The following is a 15061-nucleotide window of genomic DNA, read 5'->3' on the forward strand; positions in this document are numbered from 1 at the left end:
GCTGCGCAGACCCGGGCCGGGCCGCCCGCTAGAAAAGTCGCGTGGGTACTGGCAGCGCAATCGGCATCGAAGCGATCCATTCGTACATCGGGCCGGCCTCCGTCGACGTACGGGAACTCTTCGTCGCCCGGGGCCTCGACCTGAGCAGATTCGACAACCTCATGATGCGGCGAAAATCCGTGAACCTGCCGTGCGAGGACCCGGTCACCAACGCGGTCAACGCGGCCCGGCCGCTCCTCGCCGAACTGGACGAGGACGCACGCGCACGGATCGAACTCCTGGTGGTGGCCACCGAATCCGGCCTCGACCTGGGCAAGCCCATCAGCACCTATGTGCATCACCACCTGGGGCTCGGCAACGCCTGCCGGTCCTTCGAGGTGAAACACGCCTGCTACGGGGGGACCGCCGCCCTGCAGACCGCCGCTGCGATGATCGCCGCCAGTCCGGTACCGGGCGCGCTGGCCCTGGTCATCGCCACCGACGCCCCGGGCACCGCCGCCCGCGGCACCACCTGGGAGCCCGCCGAGGGTGCCGGTGCGGTCGCGATGCTCGTCGGCGCACCGGGCCGGATCCTGCGGCTCGACCCGGGCGGCAGCGGCTTCCACACCTTCGAGGTCCTGGACACCGCCCGCCCGCGCGCCGATGTGGACGTGGTCAACGCGGACGCCTCCCTGCTCGCGTACATGACCTGTCTGGAGAAGAGCTTCGAGCACTACTGCCAACGGGTCGCGGGCGCCGATCTGCGCAAGACCTTCGGCCACCTCGTCATGCACACCCCATTTCCCGGCATGGTCAGGGGCGGACACCGGCTCCTGATGCGCAAGAAGGCGGCGGCGGGCGCGGCAGAGATCGACCGGGACTTCACCGAACGGGTCGCCCCCTCCCTGGAGTACTGCGCCGACACGGGCAATCTGTTCTCCGGCGCCCTCTATCTCGCCGTCTGCTCGCTCCTTGACCACACCCGTCTCGACGGCCCCGAACGGGTCGGGCTGTTCTCCTACGGCTCCGGCTGCGCCTCGGAGTTCTTCAGCGGAGTCGTGGGTCACGAACCGCCCGTCCGACGGGGCATCGACCGGCAGCTGGCCGACCGTCACCCGCTGACCGTGGCCGAGTACGACCGGATCACCGGCATGGCCGACGACCGCGGATTCGGCACCAGGGACGCCGTGTTCGACACCGGACCGTACGCGGCTGCCTACGAGCGCCGGATGGCGGGGCGCGGGCTGCTGGTCCTCGACCGGATCGACGCCTACCGCCGCACCTATCGGTGGAGCTGATGGAGCCGGCCATGGACCCGAGAATCACCGTTCGCGAGGACGGCGCACTGCTGCGGATCACCCTGGACCGTCCGGACCGCCGCAACGCCATGGACGCGGCTCTGGTCGACGCGCTGGACGCCGCGCTCGACCGGGCCGAGCGCAGCCCCGATTGCCGGATCGTGGTCCTGCAGGGCCGGGACGGCATCTTCTGCACCGGCATGGACATCGCGGGGGCGGCCCGGGACACTCCCGCGGACGACGAGCACACGGCCCGCCGATTCTTCGCCCTGATGACCAGACTGGCCACCGTCCCGCGGATCGTGGTCGCCCTGGTGGACGGACAGACCACGGGCGGCGGCGTCGGCCTCGCGGCGGCCTGCGACCTGATGTTCGCGGCCCCCCGCTCGTCGTTCGGCCTGCCGGAAGGACTGTGGGGACTGCTGCCCTGTTGCGTACTGCCTTTCCTGATCCGACGGGCCGGCCGGCAGACCGCGTACACCATGTCACTGACCACCCTGCCGCTGTCCGCGGCCGACGCGGAACGCCGCGGGCTCGTGGACGCCGTGGACGACGATCCCGAGACCCTGCTCCGGCGGGTGGCGTTCCGGGCGGGCAAGGTCGCGCCCGATGTGGTGGGCGACCTGAAGACCTATCTGACCCGGCTGCAGCCGATGCCCCGGGAGACGGAGGACATCGCCGTGGCCGAACTGATGCGGCTGACCTCGTCGGACCGGGTACGCCGGAACTTCGACGCCTTCGCCGCCGACGGCACCTTTCCGTGGCAGAGCAGCACCGCCCCGACCACGAGGAGTTCGGATTGACTACCGCATGGGTGTTCCCGGGCCAGGGTTCGCAGCGCAAGGGCATGGGAAAGGACGTCCTCGACCGCTATCCGGAACTGTGCGCGATCGCCGACGCGGTCATCGGACACCGGGTACGGGCGCTGTGCCTGGAGGACGACGAACTGCTGCACCATGTGCGCTACGCGCAGCCCGCGATGTTCGTCGTGAACGCACTGAGTTTCCTGGCCGCCCGTGACGACGGCGACCCGCTGCCCGATTTCGTCGCCGGGCACAGCCTCGGCGAGTACGCGGCACTGTTCGCCGCCGGGTGCTTCGACTTCGAGACCGGGCTCCGGCTGGTGCGCCGCCGGGGCGAGGTGATGGACGGTGTCACCGGCGGCGGCATGCTCGCCGTGCTGGGACTGGACTCGGAGCGGGTCGGCCGCACACTGGCGGCCCGCGGCTTCGACGACGTCGACCTCGTCAACCTCAACGGGCCCGAGCAGCTGGTGTTGTCCGGGCCCGCCGCGCGGGTGCGGGAACTGCGCCCCGTGCTGCGGGAGGCGGGGGCGACGAAGTGCGTCCTGCTCAATGTCGACGTGCCCGCCCACTCCCGGTACATGGAGGCGGCGGCCGACGAGTTCGCGACGGACCTGCACGCGGTACGGTTCGCGTCTCCCGCGCTCCCCGTCATCGCCAACCTGACGGCCGCGCCCTACCCGGCCGAGGGGATCGCCGACATGCTGCGGCGTCATCTGTACCGTCCGGTGCGCTGGCTGGACAGCATGAACCTTCTGCTGGACGAAGGAGTCGCCGAGATACGCGAGATCGGGCCCGGGCAGGTGCTGGGCAAGTTCTGGGCCGCGGCGAAGGCCGCGCGGACGGACGCAGGGACCGGGCCGGCCACGGACGGCGCTTCGCCCGCCGCCGCGGAGGCGGCCCCGCCACCCGCCGTCACCGTGCCGGGCGCCGACCGGCTGGTACTGATCTCGGCCGCGGGCGCCGAGCAGCTGCGCGAGGTCGCCCGCAGACTGCGCGACCATGTGCGCGAGCACCGCGGTCTGCGGACCGCCGATGTCGCGTACACCACCCAGACCGGCCGGACGGCGATGGCACACCGGGCGCTGATCGACGCGCCCACACCCGACGGACTCGTCGACGCCCTCACCTCGTTCATCGACGGGCACCCGGGGGCGGGCCTGCGGCACGCGGTCGTCGGGCCGCGGACCGTCGCCCGCACCGAGGCCGTACCGGCACCCCGCACGTTCGACGAGGCGCAGACCGCGTGGCTCGCCGGGGCGGAAGTCGACTGGGCCCCGTACTGGGACCGGCCGGGCACCCGGGTACGGCTGCCCGCCTATCCGTTCGCGACCCGCCTGCCGGACACACCGGCGCCGCCGCCCGTCGCCGACGACCCCATGGAGGCGTACCTCATCAAGCTCTACGCCGAGGTCTCCGGGATCCCGGGAACGGAACTGCACCCCCGGGTCCCGCTGGAGAGCTACGGGCTCAGCTCACTGATCGTCAACCGGCTCAACGCCCGCATCGAGGCGGACCTCGGATACACCTCCCGCACACTGTTCTTCACCCATACCGACCTGGCGGGCGTCGCGGCGGCGCTCACCGAGCACACCGGCACGCCGCGCGACACCGCACGCCCGCTGTCCGGAGTCGGCCCGCAGGACGCCGTGGACGACACCGCCCACGTCGTCGGCCCCGAGGACGTGGACGAGCGTGCCATCGCCATCGTCGGTCTGGCAGGCCGCTACCCGCAGGCGGCGGGTCTCGGGGAGTTCTGGGCCAATCTGGCGGCCGGACGCGACTGCGTGGGGCCGATCCCCGAGCCGCGTCGCCGCCCCGGCTGGCCGGTCGACATCATGTGGGGCGGCTTCCTGGACGGCGTCGACACCTTCGACCCACTGCTGTTCGGCATCACGCCCCGGGACGCGGCCCTGATGGACCCCCAGGAACGCCAGTTCCTGCAGACCACCTGGGAGGCGTTCGAGGATGCCGGCTACAGCCGGGAGCGGCTGCGCACCCGGCACGGCTCACGCGTCGCCGTCTACGCGGGCTCGATGTACAACGAGTACCCGTTCTTCGGGGTCGAGCGCTCCGCCGCGGGGGATCCGACCGACACGGGTTCGGCGATCGGAGGCATCGCCAACCGGGTCTCGTACTTCTACGACCTGCACGGGCCCAGCATGACCGTCGACACGATGTGCTCCTCCTCGCTCACCGCGATCAACCTCGCGATCCGCGATCTGCGCCAGGGCGACTGCGAGATGGCCGTGGCCGGAGGCGTCAATCTGTCGCTCCACCCGAACAAGTTCATCCAGCAGCGCCGGATGAAACTCACCGCCTCCGGCCTGCGCTCCCGCAGCTTCGGCGAGGGGGGCGACGGCTTCGTCCCCTCCGAGGGCGTCGGCGTCGTCGTCCTCAAACCCCTGCGAGCCGCACTCGCCGACGGTGACCGGGTACGCGCGGTCATCCGCGGCTCCGCGGTGGTGCACGCGGGCCGTACCAACGGCTACATCGTGCCGAGCCCGGTCGCGCAGGGTGATCTCGTACGACGGGCGCTCGACGACGCCCGCGTGGACCCGACGACCATCGGCTACGTCGAGGCGCACGGCGCGGGCACCGCGCTGGGCGATCCGGTGGAAATCGACGGGCTGGTACGCGGCTTCGCCGAGGCCGGGCCGGAACCCGGCAGTGTCCGCATCGGGGCGGTCAAGTCCAACATCGGGCATGTGGAGGCGGCGGCGGGCATTGCCGGGCTGACCAAGGTGGTTCTGCAGCTCGAACACCGCACGCTGGTGCCGTCGTTGCACGCCGAGCGGCTCAACCCGAACGTCGCCTGGGACGAGGTCCCCTTCGCCGTACAGCGGGAACGGGCCGACTGGCCGGCGCCGGCGGACGGCGGGCCGCGGCGTGCCGGGCTCAGTTCGTTCGGCGCGGGCGGCACCATCGCCCACGCGGTCCTGGAGGAGGCCCCCGCGCCCGTCCGGCGTCCGCACCGCCCGGGCCCGCGTCTGGTGGTGCTCTCCGGCTACGACGAGGACCGGCTGCGCGAAGTCGCCGGACGCCTCGCCGACTTCGTGGCCGCCGAGGGCCCGGAGCTGATGGACGTGGCGCACACCACCCAGACCGGCCGCGAGCATCTTCGCGAACGACTTGCCGTGGTCGCCCTCGACACGGCCGATCTGGCCGCACAGCTCCGCCGGTTCCTCGCCGGTGAGCCGGGCGACACCCTTCGTGGCCGGGCCCCGGCCGGGGCCCGAACGACCGGCCCCGTTCTGCCGGAGCCGGGCGACACCGCGCCCGATCCGCACCGCCTGGCACAGCACTGGGCACAGGGCGGCACGGTGGACTGGGCAGCCCTGTACGTGGCCGACCGGGCGGCGGGCGCCGCCCCGCGCACCGTCACCCTGCCGACCTACCCGTTCGCCCGGACCCGCTGCTGGGTCGCCGAACCGCCGGGTGTTCCCGGGTACGTCGCGGCGACCGGCAGTGCGTCGATCACCGCGAAGGACACGGCCCCGCAGGAGCCCGTTCGGACGGTCCCCCTCTGCACCAAGGTCTGGGAACCCGCCGTCACCGGCGGCCCCGCGACGGCCGCGGTGCCGCCGGACCCCGCGTCCGGCGGAATCGTCGTCTGCCTCACCGACCGGCGGTCGGGACGGACGGCCGAGGCGCTCGCCGCGACGCTGGGCGGCGACATCCGGATCGTGCACCCGGACGGGACCGGTACCCTCCCGGCAGCGGAGCGGGTGACCGGCTGGATCGACCTGTGCGATCTCGAAGCCGAAGCCGAAGCCGAAGCCGAAGCCGAAGCCGAAGCCGAAGCCGAAGCCGACGGGGACTGGCACACCCGCCTCGCCCTGCTGCAACAGCTCCTCGCCGGACGGGCGGGCCGGCCGCTGCGGATCGTGCATCTGACGCGGGGACTGGTCGACCTTCCCGGCGGCGCCCCGAGCCTCGCCGGAGCCCGTACAGCTGCCTTCGTACGCGTGCTCGGGGCGGAATACCGCTCGGTCATCGCCACCACGGTGGACGTCGGCGACGCGGCCCCCGACGACATCGCCCGGTATGTGGCCGACGAATGGCGCAGGCCCAAGGGCATCGGCGAAGTCAGCTACCGCAAGTCCGTGCGATATGAGCCGAAACTGCGTCCGGTCACCGTCCCGGGCACCCCGCTGCGGCCCGACCCCACCAGGACCTATCTCGTCACCGGCGGCACCCGGGGGATCGGGGCGCGCGTCGCCCGGCACCTCGTGGACCGCGGGGCCACCCACATCGCGCTGCTCGGCACCCGGCGGCACGCGGAGGCGGACGCCACCGTGCGCGAACTCGAACGTGCCGGGGCGCGGGTGTCGCTGCACACCGGAGCGCTCACGGACCGGGCCGCGCTGCGCGCGTTCCTCGACCGGGCGCGCGCCGCAGGCGGACCCCTGGGCGGCGTCGTGCACTGTGCCGGAACGGTCGGCGGGGGCAGGCCCGCGTTCGTCCACAGGACCCGGGACGAGATCTCGGCCGTGCTCGAACCGAAGACCGACGGCCTGCAGATGCTCGAGGAGCTGTGCCGCGACGAGCCGCTGGACTTCTTCGTCACCTTCTCCTCGATCTGCGCCTTTGTGCCCAGACTCGCCTCCGGGATGCTCGACTACGCGGCCGCCAACGGCTTCATGGACTATTACGCCGGCTACCGCCGGAGGCTGGGACCGACGCCCCTGCGTTCGGTCGGCTGGACCATGTGGCAGGACAGCGGTTCCGGACGCGGCGGACCGAACGTGTGCGCATCCGTCGGACTCGCCGCGCTCGACGACGAATCGGCTCTGCATGTGCTCGATCAGGTCCTCGCGCTTCCCGGCGGAACGGTCGCCGTCCCCTGCCCGCCGCTGCACGACACCGTCGACAGGGACGCCCTGTTGCGCGTCGACACCGAACTGGAACCGGCCGCCGGACCGGCGCCCGCTTCCATGCCCGTGCCGGGGCCCGCGCCTGCCGCTGGGGTGCCGCGCTGGCTGTCCGGACTGTTCTCGGCCACCCTCGGTGTCCCCCTCGACGACCTCGACCCGACGACGGAGTTCGGCGACCTGGGCGTGGAATCGGTGATGCTGGGGGAGCTCCTCGAAGGCATCGAGGAGCGGGCCGGCCGTCAGCTGGAACCGGCCATGCTGCTCGACCACCCCACCCTGGAACGCCTCTCCCGCCGGCTCGCGGAACTCGGCATCACCGGACCAACAGCCACGGAGCAGGAACCGGCGCCGGAGCAGGTCACCCCACCGGCACCGGTGTCGGCGCCCCTGCCGTCACCGGAACGGATCCCGACCGCGGTACAGCGCCCCGTACCGCAGGACTCACCGGTCGGTTCCGGCGGCGCCGGGTCTCCCGGACCCGATGAACGGGTCGCCGTCATCGGCATGGCATGCCGCTTCCCCGGGGCACCGGACGTGGGGGCGTTCTGGGAGAACCTCACCGCAGGACGCGACTCCATCACCGAAGTGCCCCGGTCCCGCTGGGACCCGGACCGCCATTACCGGGCGACGCCGCAACCGGGCACGAGTCTGAGCCGGTGGGGCGGATTCCTCGACGGAGTGGAGAATTTCGACGCCGGCTACTTCGGCATGAGCGACGCCGAGGGCGCCGCGCTCGATCCCGCCATCCGGCTCTTCCTGGAGGCGGTCGCCACCGGTCTGAGCGACGCCGGGTACGAACCGCACGAACTGCGGGGCGACGACATAGGGGTGTTCGTCGGCGGCCGTACCTCCGACTATGCGACACGTGCCGGTCTGCACCAGCAGATCCTCCAGTCCGACCAGCACTTCATCGCCGCCCATGTCGCCCACCATTTCGACTGGCACGGCCCCAACCTCGTGGTGGACAGCGCCTGTTCGTCCTCACTGGTCGCTGTGCGCCTGGCGATGCAGTCACTGCTGGCCGGCGACTGCACGACCGCGGTGGTCGGAGGGGTCGAGCTGCTGCTCGACGAGCGCCCGTACCTTGAGTTCAGCGCGGCCCGCGCGGTCTCCCCGACCGGCAGATGTCACGCCTTCGACGAGAGCGCGGACGGCTTCGTCCCCGGCGAGGGCTGTGGGGTCGTGGTACTCAAACCGCTGAGCGCCGCCCTGGCCGACGGCGACCGCATCCATGCGGTCATCGAGTCCACCGCGGTCAACAACGACGGTCAGACCATGGGCAGGACCACGCCCAACCCCGCAGCTCAGGCAGCCGTGGTCCGGCGCGCGCTGGCCAGGGCAGGGAGGACGGCCGGGGAGATCGGCCTGATCGAGGCGCACGGCACCGGCACCCTCATCGGTGACCCGCTGGAACTGCGCGCCCTCACCGATGTGTTCAGGGAGAGCACCGACGCCACCGGGTTCTGCGCGATCGGCAGCGTCAAGTCCAACCTGGGGCATCTGCTGGCCGCCGCGGGTCTGGCCGGGCTGCTGAAGGCGGTGCTCTCCGTCGAACACGGGGTCCTGCCGGCCACGCTGTTCTGCGAGAACCCCAACCCGCGCTTCGATTTCGCCCGTTCGCCGTTCTATCCGAACACATCGGCACGGGACTGGCCGGCCGGACGTCCACCGGTCGCGGGAGTGAGCTCCTTCGGGCTCGGCGGCACCAACGTACATCTGATCGTCGCCGCTCTGGACCCGGACCGGCACGGCACCTCGCCCGCCACCGTACGGGCGCCACTCCCACCCCCGCCGCTGCGCCCGAAGCGCCTGTGGCTGGACCGGCATCCGGTGGCCGAGGAGACGGGCCCCACGCCTGTCTCCGGATCGCTGACGCCGACGGCGCCGGACACCGACGCACCGCTCGTACCGTCGCTGCTCCAACTGGACTTCATATGAGCGGCAACGGCCGGCGCGCCTGGCTGTTCACCGGTCAGGGTTCCCAGCGCAAGGGCATGGGCGCCCCCTACGCCGACCTGCTGCCCGGCCACTGGGAACTGGCCGACCGGCTGCTGGGATTCTCGGTGCGGGAGGCCTGCGCGGCCGACTCCGCCGGGCGGCTGCGCGACACCCGCCATCTCCAGCCGGTCATGTTCGTCCTGAACGCTGTCGCCGGGCTGGTCCGGCTGGAGCGGGAGCCCGCGCCGGACTTCCTGGCCGGGCACAGCCTTGGCGAGCTCAACGCCCTGTTCGCCGCGGGCTGCTTCGACTTCGAGACCGGTGTACGGCTGGTGCGCCGCCGGGGCGAGCTGATGGCGCGGGCCTCGGGCGGCTCCATGGTGGCGGTGGTGGGTCTGGCACCGGAGCAGATCGACGCGCTGACCCGGGCCGACCCGGGCGACGCCGTGGAGGTGTCCAACTACAACTCGCTGGACCAGACCGTGCTGTCCTGCCCGCGCGCGGCCGTCGCCGGGCTGGTGGACCGGGTCGCCGAAGCCGGTGGCCGCGCGGTCCCGCTGAATGTGAGCGCGTCGTTCCACTCCCGCGACATGGCGGCCGCGGAGGAGGAGTTCCGCGAGTACCTCACCGGAGTCCCATTGGACGATCCACGGATTCCGGTGCTGTCCAACGTCACCGCGCGTCCGCATCGGCCCGGCACGGTCGCCGCACAGCTCAGCAGACAGATACGCCGACCGGTGCGGTGGCGCGAGTCGATGCTCCATCTGGCCGCCGAGGGCGTCCGGGAGATCACCGAGATCGGGCCCGGGAGGGTGCTGACCGGATTCTGGGAGTCCGCGCGCGCCGAACCGATCCAGGTGAAGCCGCAGAGCCCACCGGAGCCGGCCCCGCCACGCGTACCCGTACCGCCCCCACCGACCCCATCGGTCGCTTCCGCCTCAGCCGCTCCCGCCGCTTCCCCTGCGGCCGGCCCGGCACGCGCCCTCGATCTCGCCCCGCAGGACCTGGGTTCGGCAGAGTTCCGGGAGGACCACGGGGTCCGCTGGGCCTACGCGTCCGGATCGATGTTCCGTGCCATCGCCTCCACCGCCCTGGTCGCGAGGATGGCCAGAGCCGGGCTGCTCGGCTTTTACGGTGCCGGAGGTGTCACTCTGCCCGAACTCGCCGACGCGATCGGGACGATCCGCGCCGACGCCGGGCCCGACGCCCGGTTCGGAGTGAATCTGCTGCACGACCCGGAGGACCCCGCACACGAGGCCGCGACGGTGGATCTCTGTCTCCGGCACGACATCCGCAGCGTCGAGGCAGCCGCTTATCTGCGCGTCACCGAGCCCCTCGTGCACTTCCGGTTCAGCGGCGCACACCGGGACCCCGACGGCACGCCGGTGGCGGTACGGCACGTCGTTGCGAAGGTGTCACGCCCCGAGGTCGCCGAAGCGTTCGCCCGCCCCGCACCCGCCGCTCTGGTCGCCCGACTGGTCGCGGACGGCCGACTGACCCGCGAGGAGGCCGAGGTCGCCGCGCTGCTTCCGGTCGCCGGTGACATCTGTGCCGAGGCGGACTCGGCCGGTCATACCGACGGGGCCGCCGCCATGACCCTGATGCCTGCCATGACCCGGCTCCGGGACGATGCCATGCGGCAGCACCGCTATCCCCGGCGCATCCGCATCGGCGCGTCCGGCGGCCTCGGCACCCCCGAGGCGCTCGCCGCCGCGTTCGTGCTCGGCGCCGACTTCGTGGTCACCGGTTCGGTCAATCAGTGCACGGTGGAGGCCGGAACGTCCGACACGGTGAAGGACATGCTCGCCGGCCTCGATGTGCAGGACACCGCGTACGCACCGGCCGGCGACATGTTCGAGTACGGCTCCCGGGTACAGGTGGTGCGCAAGGGCACGCTGTTCGCGGCCCGCGGCAACAAGCTCTATCAGCTCTACCGTCAGCTCGACGGCCTCGAAGCGCTGGACGCGGGCACGCGCCGCTCCCTGGAGGAGACCTGCTTCCGGCGCCCGCTGGAAGAGGTGTGGAACCTCGTCAGGCAGCGTTACGTGACGACCGGCCGCACCGACCTGGCCGCCGCCGTCGAGCGCGATGCCAAACGGCGCATGAGTGCCGTGTTCCGCTGGTACTTCGGGTACTCCACCCGGGCGGCGATGGCCGGTGACCCGTCGGAGCGGGCGAACTTCCAGGTCCACTGCGGGCCCGCCATGGGCGCGTTCAACCGGTTCGTGGTGGGGAGCGCGCTGGAGGACTGGCGACGCCGCCACGTGGACGGCGTCGCCGAAGAGCTCATGACCGGGGCCGCCGGCGTGCTGGAACGCGCGTCGTGGCATCCAGCAGGAAGTCCCCGATCAGCTCGCTGACCTCCTGGGCCCGCTCGTGCAGCAGATAGTGGGTGGCGCCCGGCAGCCGCACATGCCGGGCGTCGGGGAAGGTCCGTACGGCGTCCCTCAACCGCTCCGGGGAGGCGATGTCGTCGTACTCGCCCCCCAACGACAGCACCGGCACCCGCAGTTCGGCGGCGCCGGCCAGTGGATCGTGCGACCACAGATCGAGGAGCTGAGAGGCGTACCGCAGCAGGGTGGAACCCGTCGCGAACGGCGCGCGCACCTCCCCGCGCAGAGCTGGGTCCACCTGGCGCAGCACGGTGTCCGGATCGATTCCGTCCTCGTCCGCCGGTGCCGCCCCGAACAGACTCATCAGCCTCTCCACCAGATAGGGCTGGGCGGCCAGCGTCGTGCACAGGAATTCGAGATCGCGTTCGTAGGGCGTGTCCAGGCCGTCATTGCGGCCCAGCTGTTTGAACGAACCATTGAGGAAGACCATCGCCCCGATCGCGCCCGGCCTGCGCCGGTACAGCTCCAGGGCGACCCGTGGACCCGTGCACCAGGCGGCGACATGACACGACTCGATCCCCTCGTGATCCATGATCGCTTCGGCGTCGTCGGCCTGGCCCGACACGGCGGACGGCACCGGACCGGTGTCGTGGACGCCCCGCGGATCCCAGGTGATCACCCGTCGGGGCGCGAGGTGGCCGATCAGGCGGTGCCACCAACGGGTGCGGTAGCCCAGGGCGTTGAGCAGCAGCAGCGGTGGGCCGACGGTTCCCGCGGTCAGATAGCTCAGCGGTGCGCCGTCCCGTGCGGTGATCACGGTGGGGGCCCGTTCGCGCAGCTCCTTGCCGCGGGCCCGCACGGTGTCCCCGCGCATCCGCCGGCCCGCCCGCACGGAGCCGATGAGACCGGTGAGCGCGGTTCCGTCCAGGGGCGCGCCGTCCACTGCCGACGCGAGCGGGTGATCCCGGCGCCGTTCGACGGCGGGCCCGCCGAGCTGGTCCATGGTCGCGCCGAGCCGGTCGGCGAGCTGCCGGTCCACCGGATTCAGCTGGGCGGGGTCGTCGACCGCGGTGACGGTGATGCCGTACCCCGTGCTCAGCCGCCGGCACAGCTCGGGCACCGGCACGGGTTCGGCGGCCACCAGATTGACGTACCGGCAGTCCGGCCCGGTCCGTTCCGGGAGGGAAACCAGGGCGTCGGCGACACGGTCCACGGGCAGCGCGCCGAACGCCGCCCCGGGGTGCGCGTGCAGGTGCAGCGGCCGGTCGCGCAGATATCCGGGTGCGCGCTCGTCGAGTTCTTCGCGCACCGCTTCCAGGGTCGTCAGCAGGTGCAGCAGACCGCCGTCGCGGTCGTCGGGCGGGGCGCCCGGCCGGTCGGCCGTCGGATCGGTACGCACGATGTGGGCGACTATCCCCAACTCGGCACACCGGGCGGCCACTTCGTCCTCCCTCGGTTGTCCCGGCCAAGGCCCCTCGGGCAGCGGCCGCGGATGGTTCCCGGCCGGTACCGGCCGGGCCGGACCGACATGGCCGAAGCTGCGGGCATCGAGGTCCGGCAGGAGCGACAGCAGCGTGCGGGTGAGCGCGGCGTCCTGCGCGTCCCCTCGCTCACGGTCGGGGTCGCAGCCGGTCGCCAGACACCAGACCTCGTCCGCGGACACATCCGTGCCGCCGTCGTGCGGCTCCGGCACGAGCATTCCGTCCGGGTCCTTCACCAGCGGCACATGGATCAACCGGGGCCTTGCGTCCCTCCGTTCGTGCGGCGGAAGCCGGGCCAGCACCCGGTCGACCAGATGGCATTCGGCGCTGAGCAGAATCACCTTCGCCGTGGTCGCCGAGAGATAGCGGGCGGCGAGAGCAGTGGCCAGCGACCGCGGGCGGCCGGCGATGAGAACAGGTCCGCGCATAGGCGTCTCACTTGTCGTCCGGGCGGGTGGGACGCCCATCGTGCGCGGCGGTCTCCGCAGCGCACCGCACACATTTGAGCACCGTACGTACCGGCGGTCCGCTTAGCATCGCCCCACTCGCAGGGCGACCACGGGAGAGCGACGTGTGGGACGTGACATTCGAGAAGGTGCTCAGGGCCTCGCTGCGCGGACTGCCCGATCAGGTGGACCTGGAGGCGGACGCGCTGCTGACGCGATTCGGACTCGACTCCCTCGCGACGGTCGGGCTGATCGCCGCACTGGAGGAGGCGTACGCCGTGGTCATCCCCGACGAGGCGGTGAACCCGATGAACTTCCGCACGCCGAGAACGATCTGGACGGTGCTCTCGGCCGCCCGCGGCGAACCGACGGAGGCTGCCGGATGAGCCCCGGCGGTCTGCACACCTGGTTTCTCGACGGCCTGGCGCGCAACCCGCACGGGCCCGCCCTGGCCATCCACGGCCGCGAGTGGACCTACACCGAACTGCACGTGCTGGCCGGGCGGTACGCCGACCGGCTCATCGCGGACGCCGGACGGCCCCCGCGCCGGGTCGGGATACTCGCGGCCAAGAGCATCGAGGCGTACGCCGGTCTGTTGGGCGCGCTCTACGTGGGCGCCGCCTACGTCCCGCTGGGCCCCGAGGTGCCGCTCGCCCGCAATGTCGCCGTCGCGCGGTCCGCGGGCGTCGACGCCCTGATCGCCGACGCGTCGGGCGCCGAGCAGGCCGCATGCCTGCAGGAGGTCGTACGCGACGCACGCGAGCGGGCCGGTGACGACGGGGGAGAGGCGGGCGCGGAGAGCCGCGCGGAGGACGACGACGGGCTGGCGTACGTCCTGTTCACCTCGGGATCCACCGGTACACCGAAGGGCGTACCCGTCTCGCACGCCAATGTCGGCGCCTTTCTGCGGGCCGCCGCGCGGCGCTACGACTTCGACGAACGGGACCGGTTCAGCCAGATTTACGAACTCACCTTCGACCTCGCCGTGTTCGACCTCTTCATGGCGTGGTCGGTCGGCGCCTGCGTCTGTTCGATGACCCGGCTGCACGCCCTCGACCCGGTCCGCGCGGCCCGTCGGAACGGGCTGACCGTCTGGCACACCACCCCCAGCCTGGTCGGCGCCGTCCAGTCCAGGAACGGTCTGCCCGCGGGTGGCCTCGACGGGCTGCGGCACAGCATCTTCTGCGGCGAGGCGCTGCCCGCCGCAACCGCACGCGCCTGGCACCGCGCGGCTCCCGCCTCGACGATCCACAACATCTACGGGCCGACGGAGCTGACCATCGCCTGCACCGCCCACACCTGGGATCCGGAACGTGACCCCACCGACACCGGCACGGTGCCGATCGGCGTGCCGCACGAGGGCCTGGACGTGCTGCTGCTCGGCGAGGACGGCGAGATCCGTCAGGACGTCGGGGAGCTGTGCGTGACCGGCGACCAGATGTTCGCGGGCTATCTCGACCCGGCCGCCGACACGGGCCGGTTCCTGGAGCACGACGGGCGCCGCTGGTACCGCACCGGCGACCGGGTCAGGTACGAGCGCGACGTCGGGCTCGTCCATCTGGGCCGCACCGACCAGCAGGTCAAGATCCGTGGCTACCGGGTCGAGCTCGGCGAGATCGAGAGCGCCGTACGAAGGATCACCGGACAGGACGCCGCGGCGCTCCTTCTCGGTGAACCTGCCGCGGAAATAGCGGTGTTCGTCTTCGGTGACACGCCCGTCGACCTCCCGGCGCTGGCGAAACGACTGGCCGGCGATCTGCCCGGCTACATGGTGCCCGGCCACCTCTGGCCGTTGCCGAAGGCCCCCCTGAACAGGCACGGAAAGATCGACCGCGGAAGCCTGCGGGCCGCAGCGGCACAGCGGCTGGACCGCCCGGCCGGTGAGTGAACCACCTAGGGAAGGACT

Annotated in this window: 7 protein-coding genes; 6 read left to right on the forward strand and 1 reads right to left on the reverse strand. The window is 72.1% G+C overall.

The genetic code is table 11. The features are described 5' to 3' along the window. The first annotated feature begins 41 nt into the window (after window positions 1–41). The 4 genes from ACFU6I_RS25205 to ACFU6I_RS25220 are packed head-to-tail and all read left to right on the forward strand — an operon-like array spanning window position 42 to window position 11255. A complete protein-coding gene (locus ACFU6I_RS25205) occupies window positions 42–1277 on the forward strand; it encodes a hydroxymethylglutaryl-CoA synthase family protein (protein ID WP_384370765.1) in 1236 nt (411 codons plus the stop codon). A gap of 11 nt (window positions 1278–1288) precedes the next feature. Further along, window positions 1289–2080, forward strand: coding sequence for an enoyl-CoA hydratase-related protein (locus ACFU6I_RS25210; protein ID WP_384370767.1), 792 nt, complete (start codon window positions 1289–1291; stop codon window positions 2078–2080). Continuing rightward, entirely contained in the window at window positions 2077–8895 is a 6819-nt protein-coding gene (gene fabD, locus ACFU6I_RS25215; protein WP_384370769.1) for an ACP S-malonyltransferase, read from the forward strand. Before ACFU6I_RS25210 ends, fabD begins: the two co-directional genes overlap by 4 nt. Continuing rightward, the gene (locus ACFU6I_RS25220; protein WP_384370771.1) at window positions 8892–11255 is read left to right on the forward strand and encodes a PfaD family polyunsaturated fatty acid/polyketide biosynthesis protein; all 2364 of its coding nucleotides are present in this window, start codon (window positions 8892–8894) and stop codon (window positions 11253–11255) included. Before fabD ends, ACFU6I_RS25220 begins: the two co-directional genes overlap by 4 nt. Here the strand turns inward: ACFU6I_RS25220 and ACFU6I_RS25225 are convergent. Then, complete coding sequence (locus ACFU6I_RS25225; RefSeq protein WP_384370773.1) at window positions 11182–13137, reverse strand: alpha/beta fold hydrolase; 1956 nt, start codon at window positions 13135–13137, stop codon at window positions 11182–11184. The two genes, ACFU6I_RS25220 and ACFU6I_RS25225, sit on opposite strands and share 74 nt — an antisense overlap. A gap of 143 nt (window positions 13138–13280) precedes the next feature. Here ACFU6I_RS25225 and ACFU6I_RS25230 point away from each other — a divergent pair, with 143 nt between their 5' ends. After that, window positions 13281–13541: an acyl carrier protein gene (locus ACFU6I_RS25230; RefSeq protein ID WP_266978184.1), complete on the forward strand. Its 261-nt coding sequence runs from the start codon at window positions 13281–13283 to the stop codon at window positions 13539–13541. Then, window positions 13538–15043 (forward strand): amino acid adenylation domain-containing protein, encoded by a 1506-nt coding sequence (locus ACFU6I_RS25235; protein ID WP_384370775.1) that lies wholly within the window; start codon window positions 13538–13540, stop codon window positions 15041–15043. Before ACFU6I_RS25230 ends, ACFU6I_RS25235 begins: the two co-directional genes overlap by 4 nt. Window positions 15044–15061 lie beyond the last annotated feature (18 nt).

It is taken from the genome of Streptomyces sp. NPDC057486 (genome assembly GCF_042802415.1).
Taxonomy (GTDB): Bacteria; Actinomycetota; Actinomycetes; order Streptomycetales; family Streptomycetaceae; genus Streptomyces; species Streptomyces yanii.

What these genes read in the sequence shown, in the direction of transcription:
- ACFU6I_RS25220 (WP_384370771.1), top strand. Translation starts at nt 8,892, where the DNA reads ATGAGCGGCAACGGCCGGCGCGCCTGGCTGTTCACCGGTCAGGGTTCC.
- ACFU6I_RS25235 (WP_384370775.1), top strand. Translation starts at nt 13,538, where the DNA reads ATGAGCCCCGGCGGTCTGCACACCTGGTTTCTCGACGGCCTGGCGCGC.
- ACFU6I_RS25225 (WP_384370773.1), bottom strand. Translation starts at nt 13,137, where the DNA reads ATGCGCGGACCTGTTCTCATCGCCGGCCGCCCGCGGTCGCTGGCCACT.
- ACFU6I_RS25210 (WP_384370767.1), top strand. Translation starts at nt 1,289, where the DNA reads ATGGACCCGAGAATCACCGTTCGCGAGGACGGCGCACTGCTGCGGATC.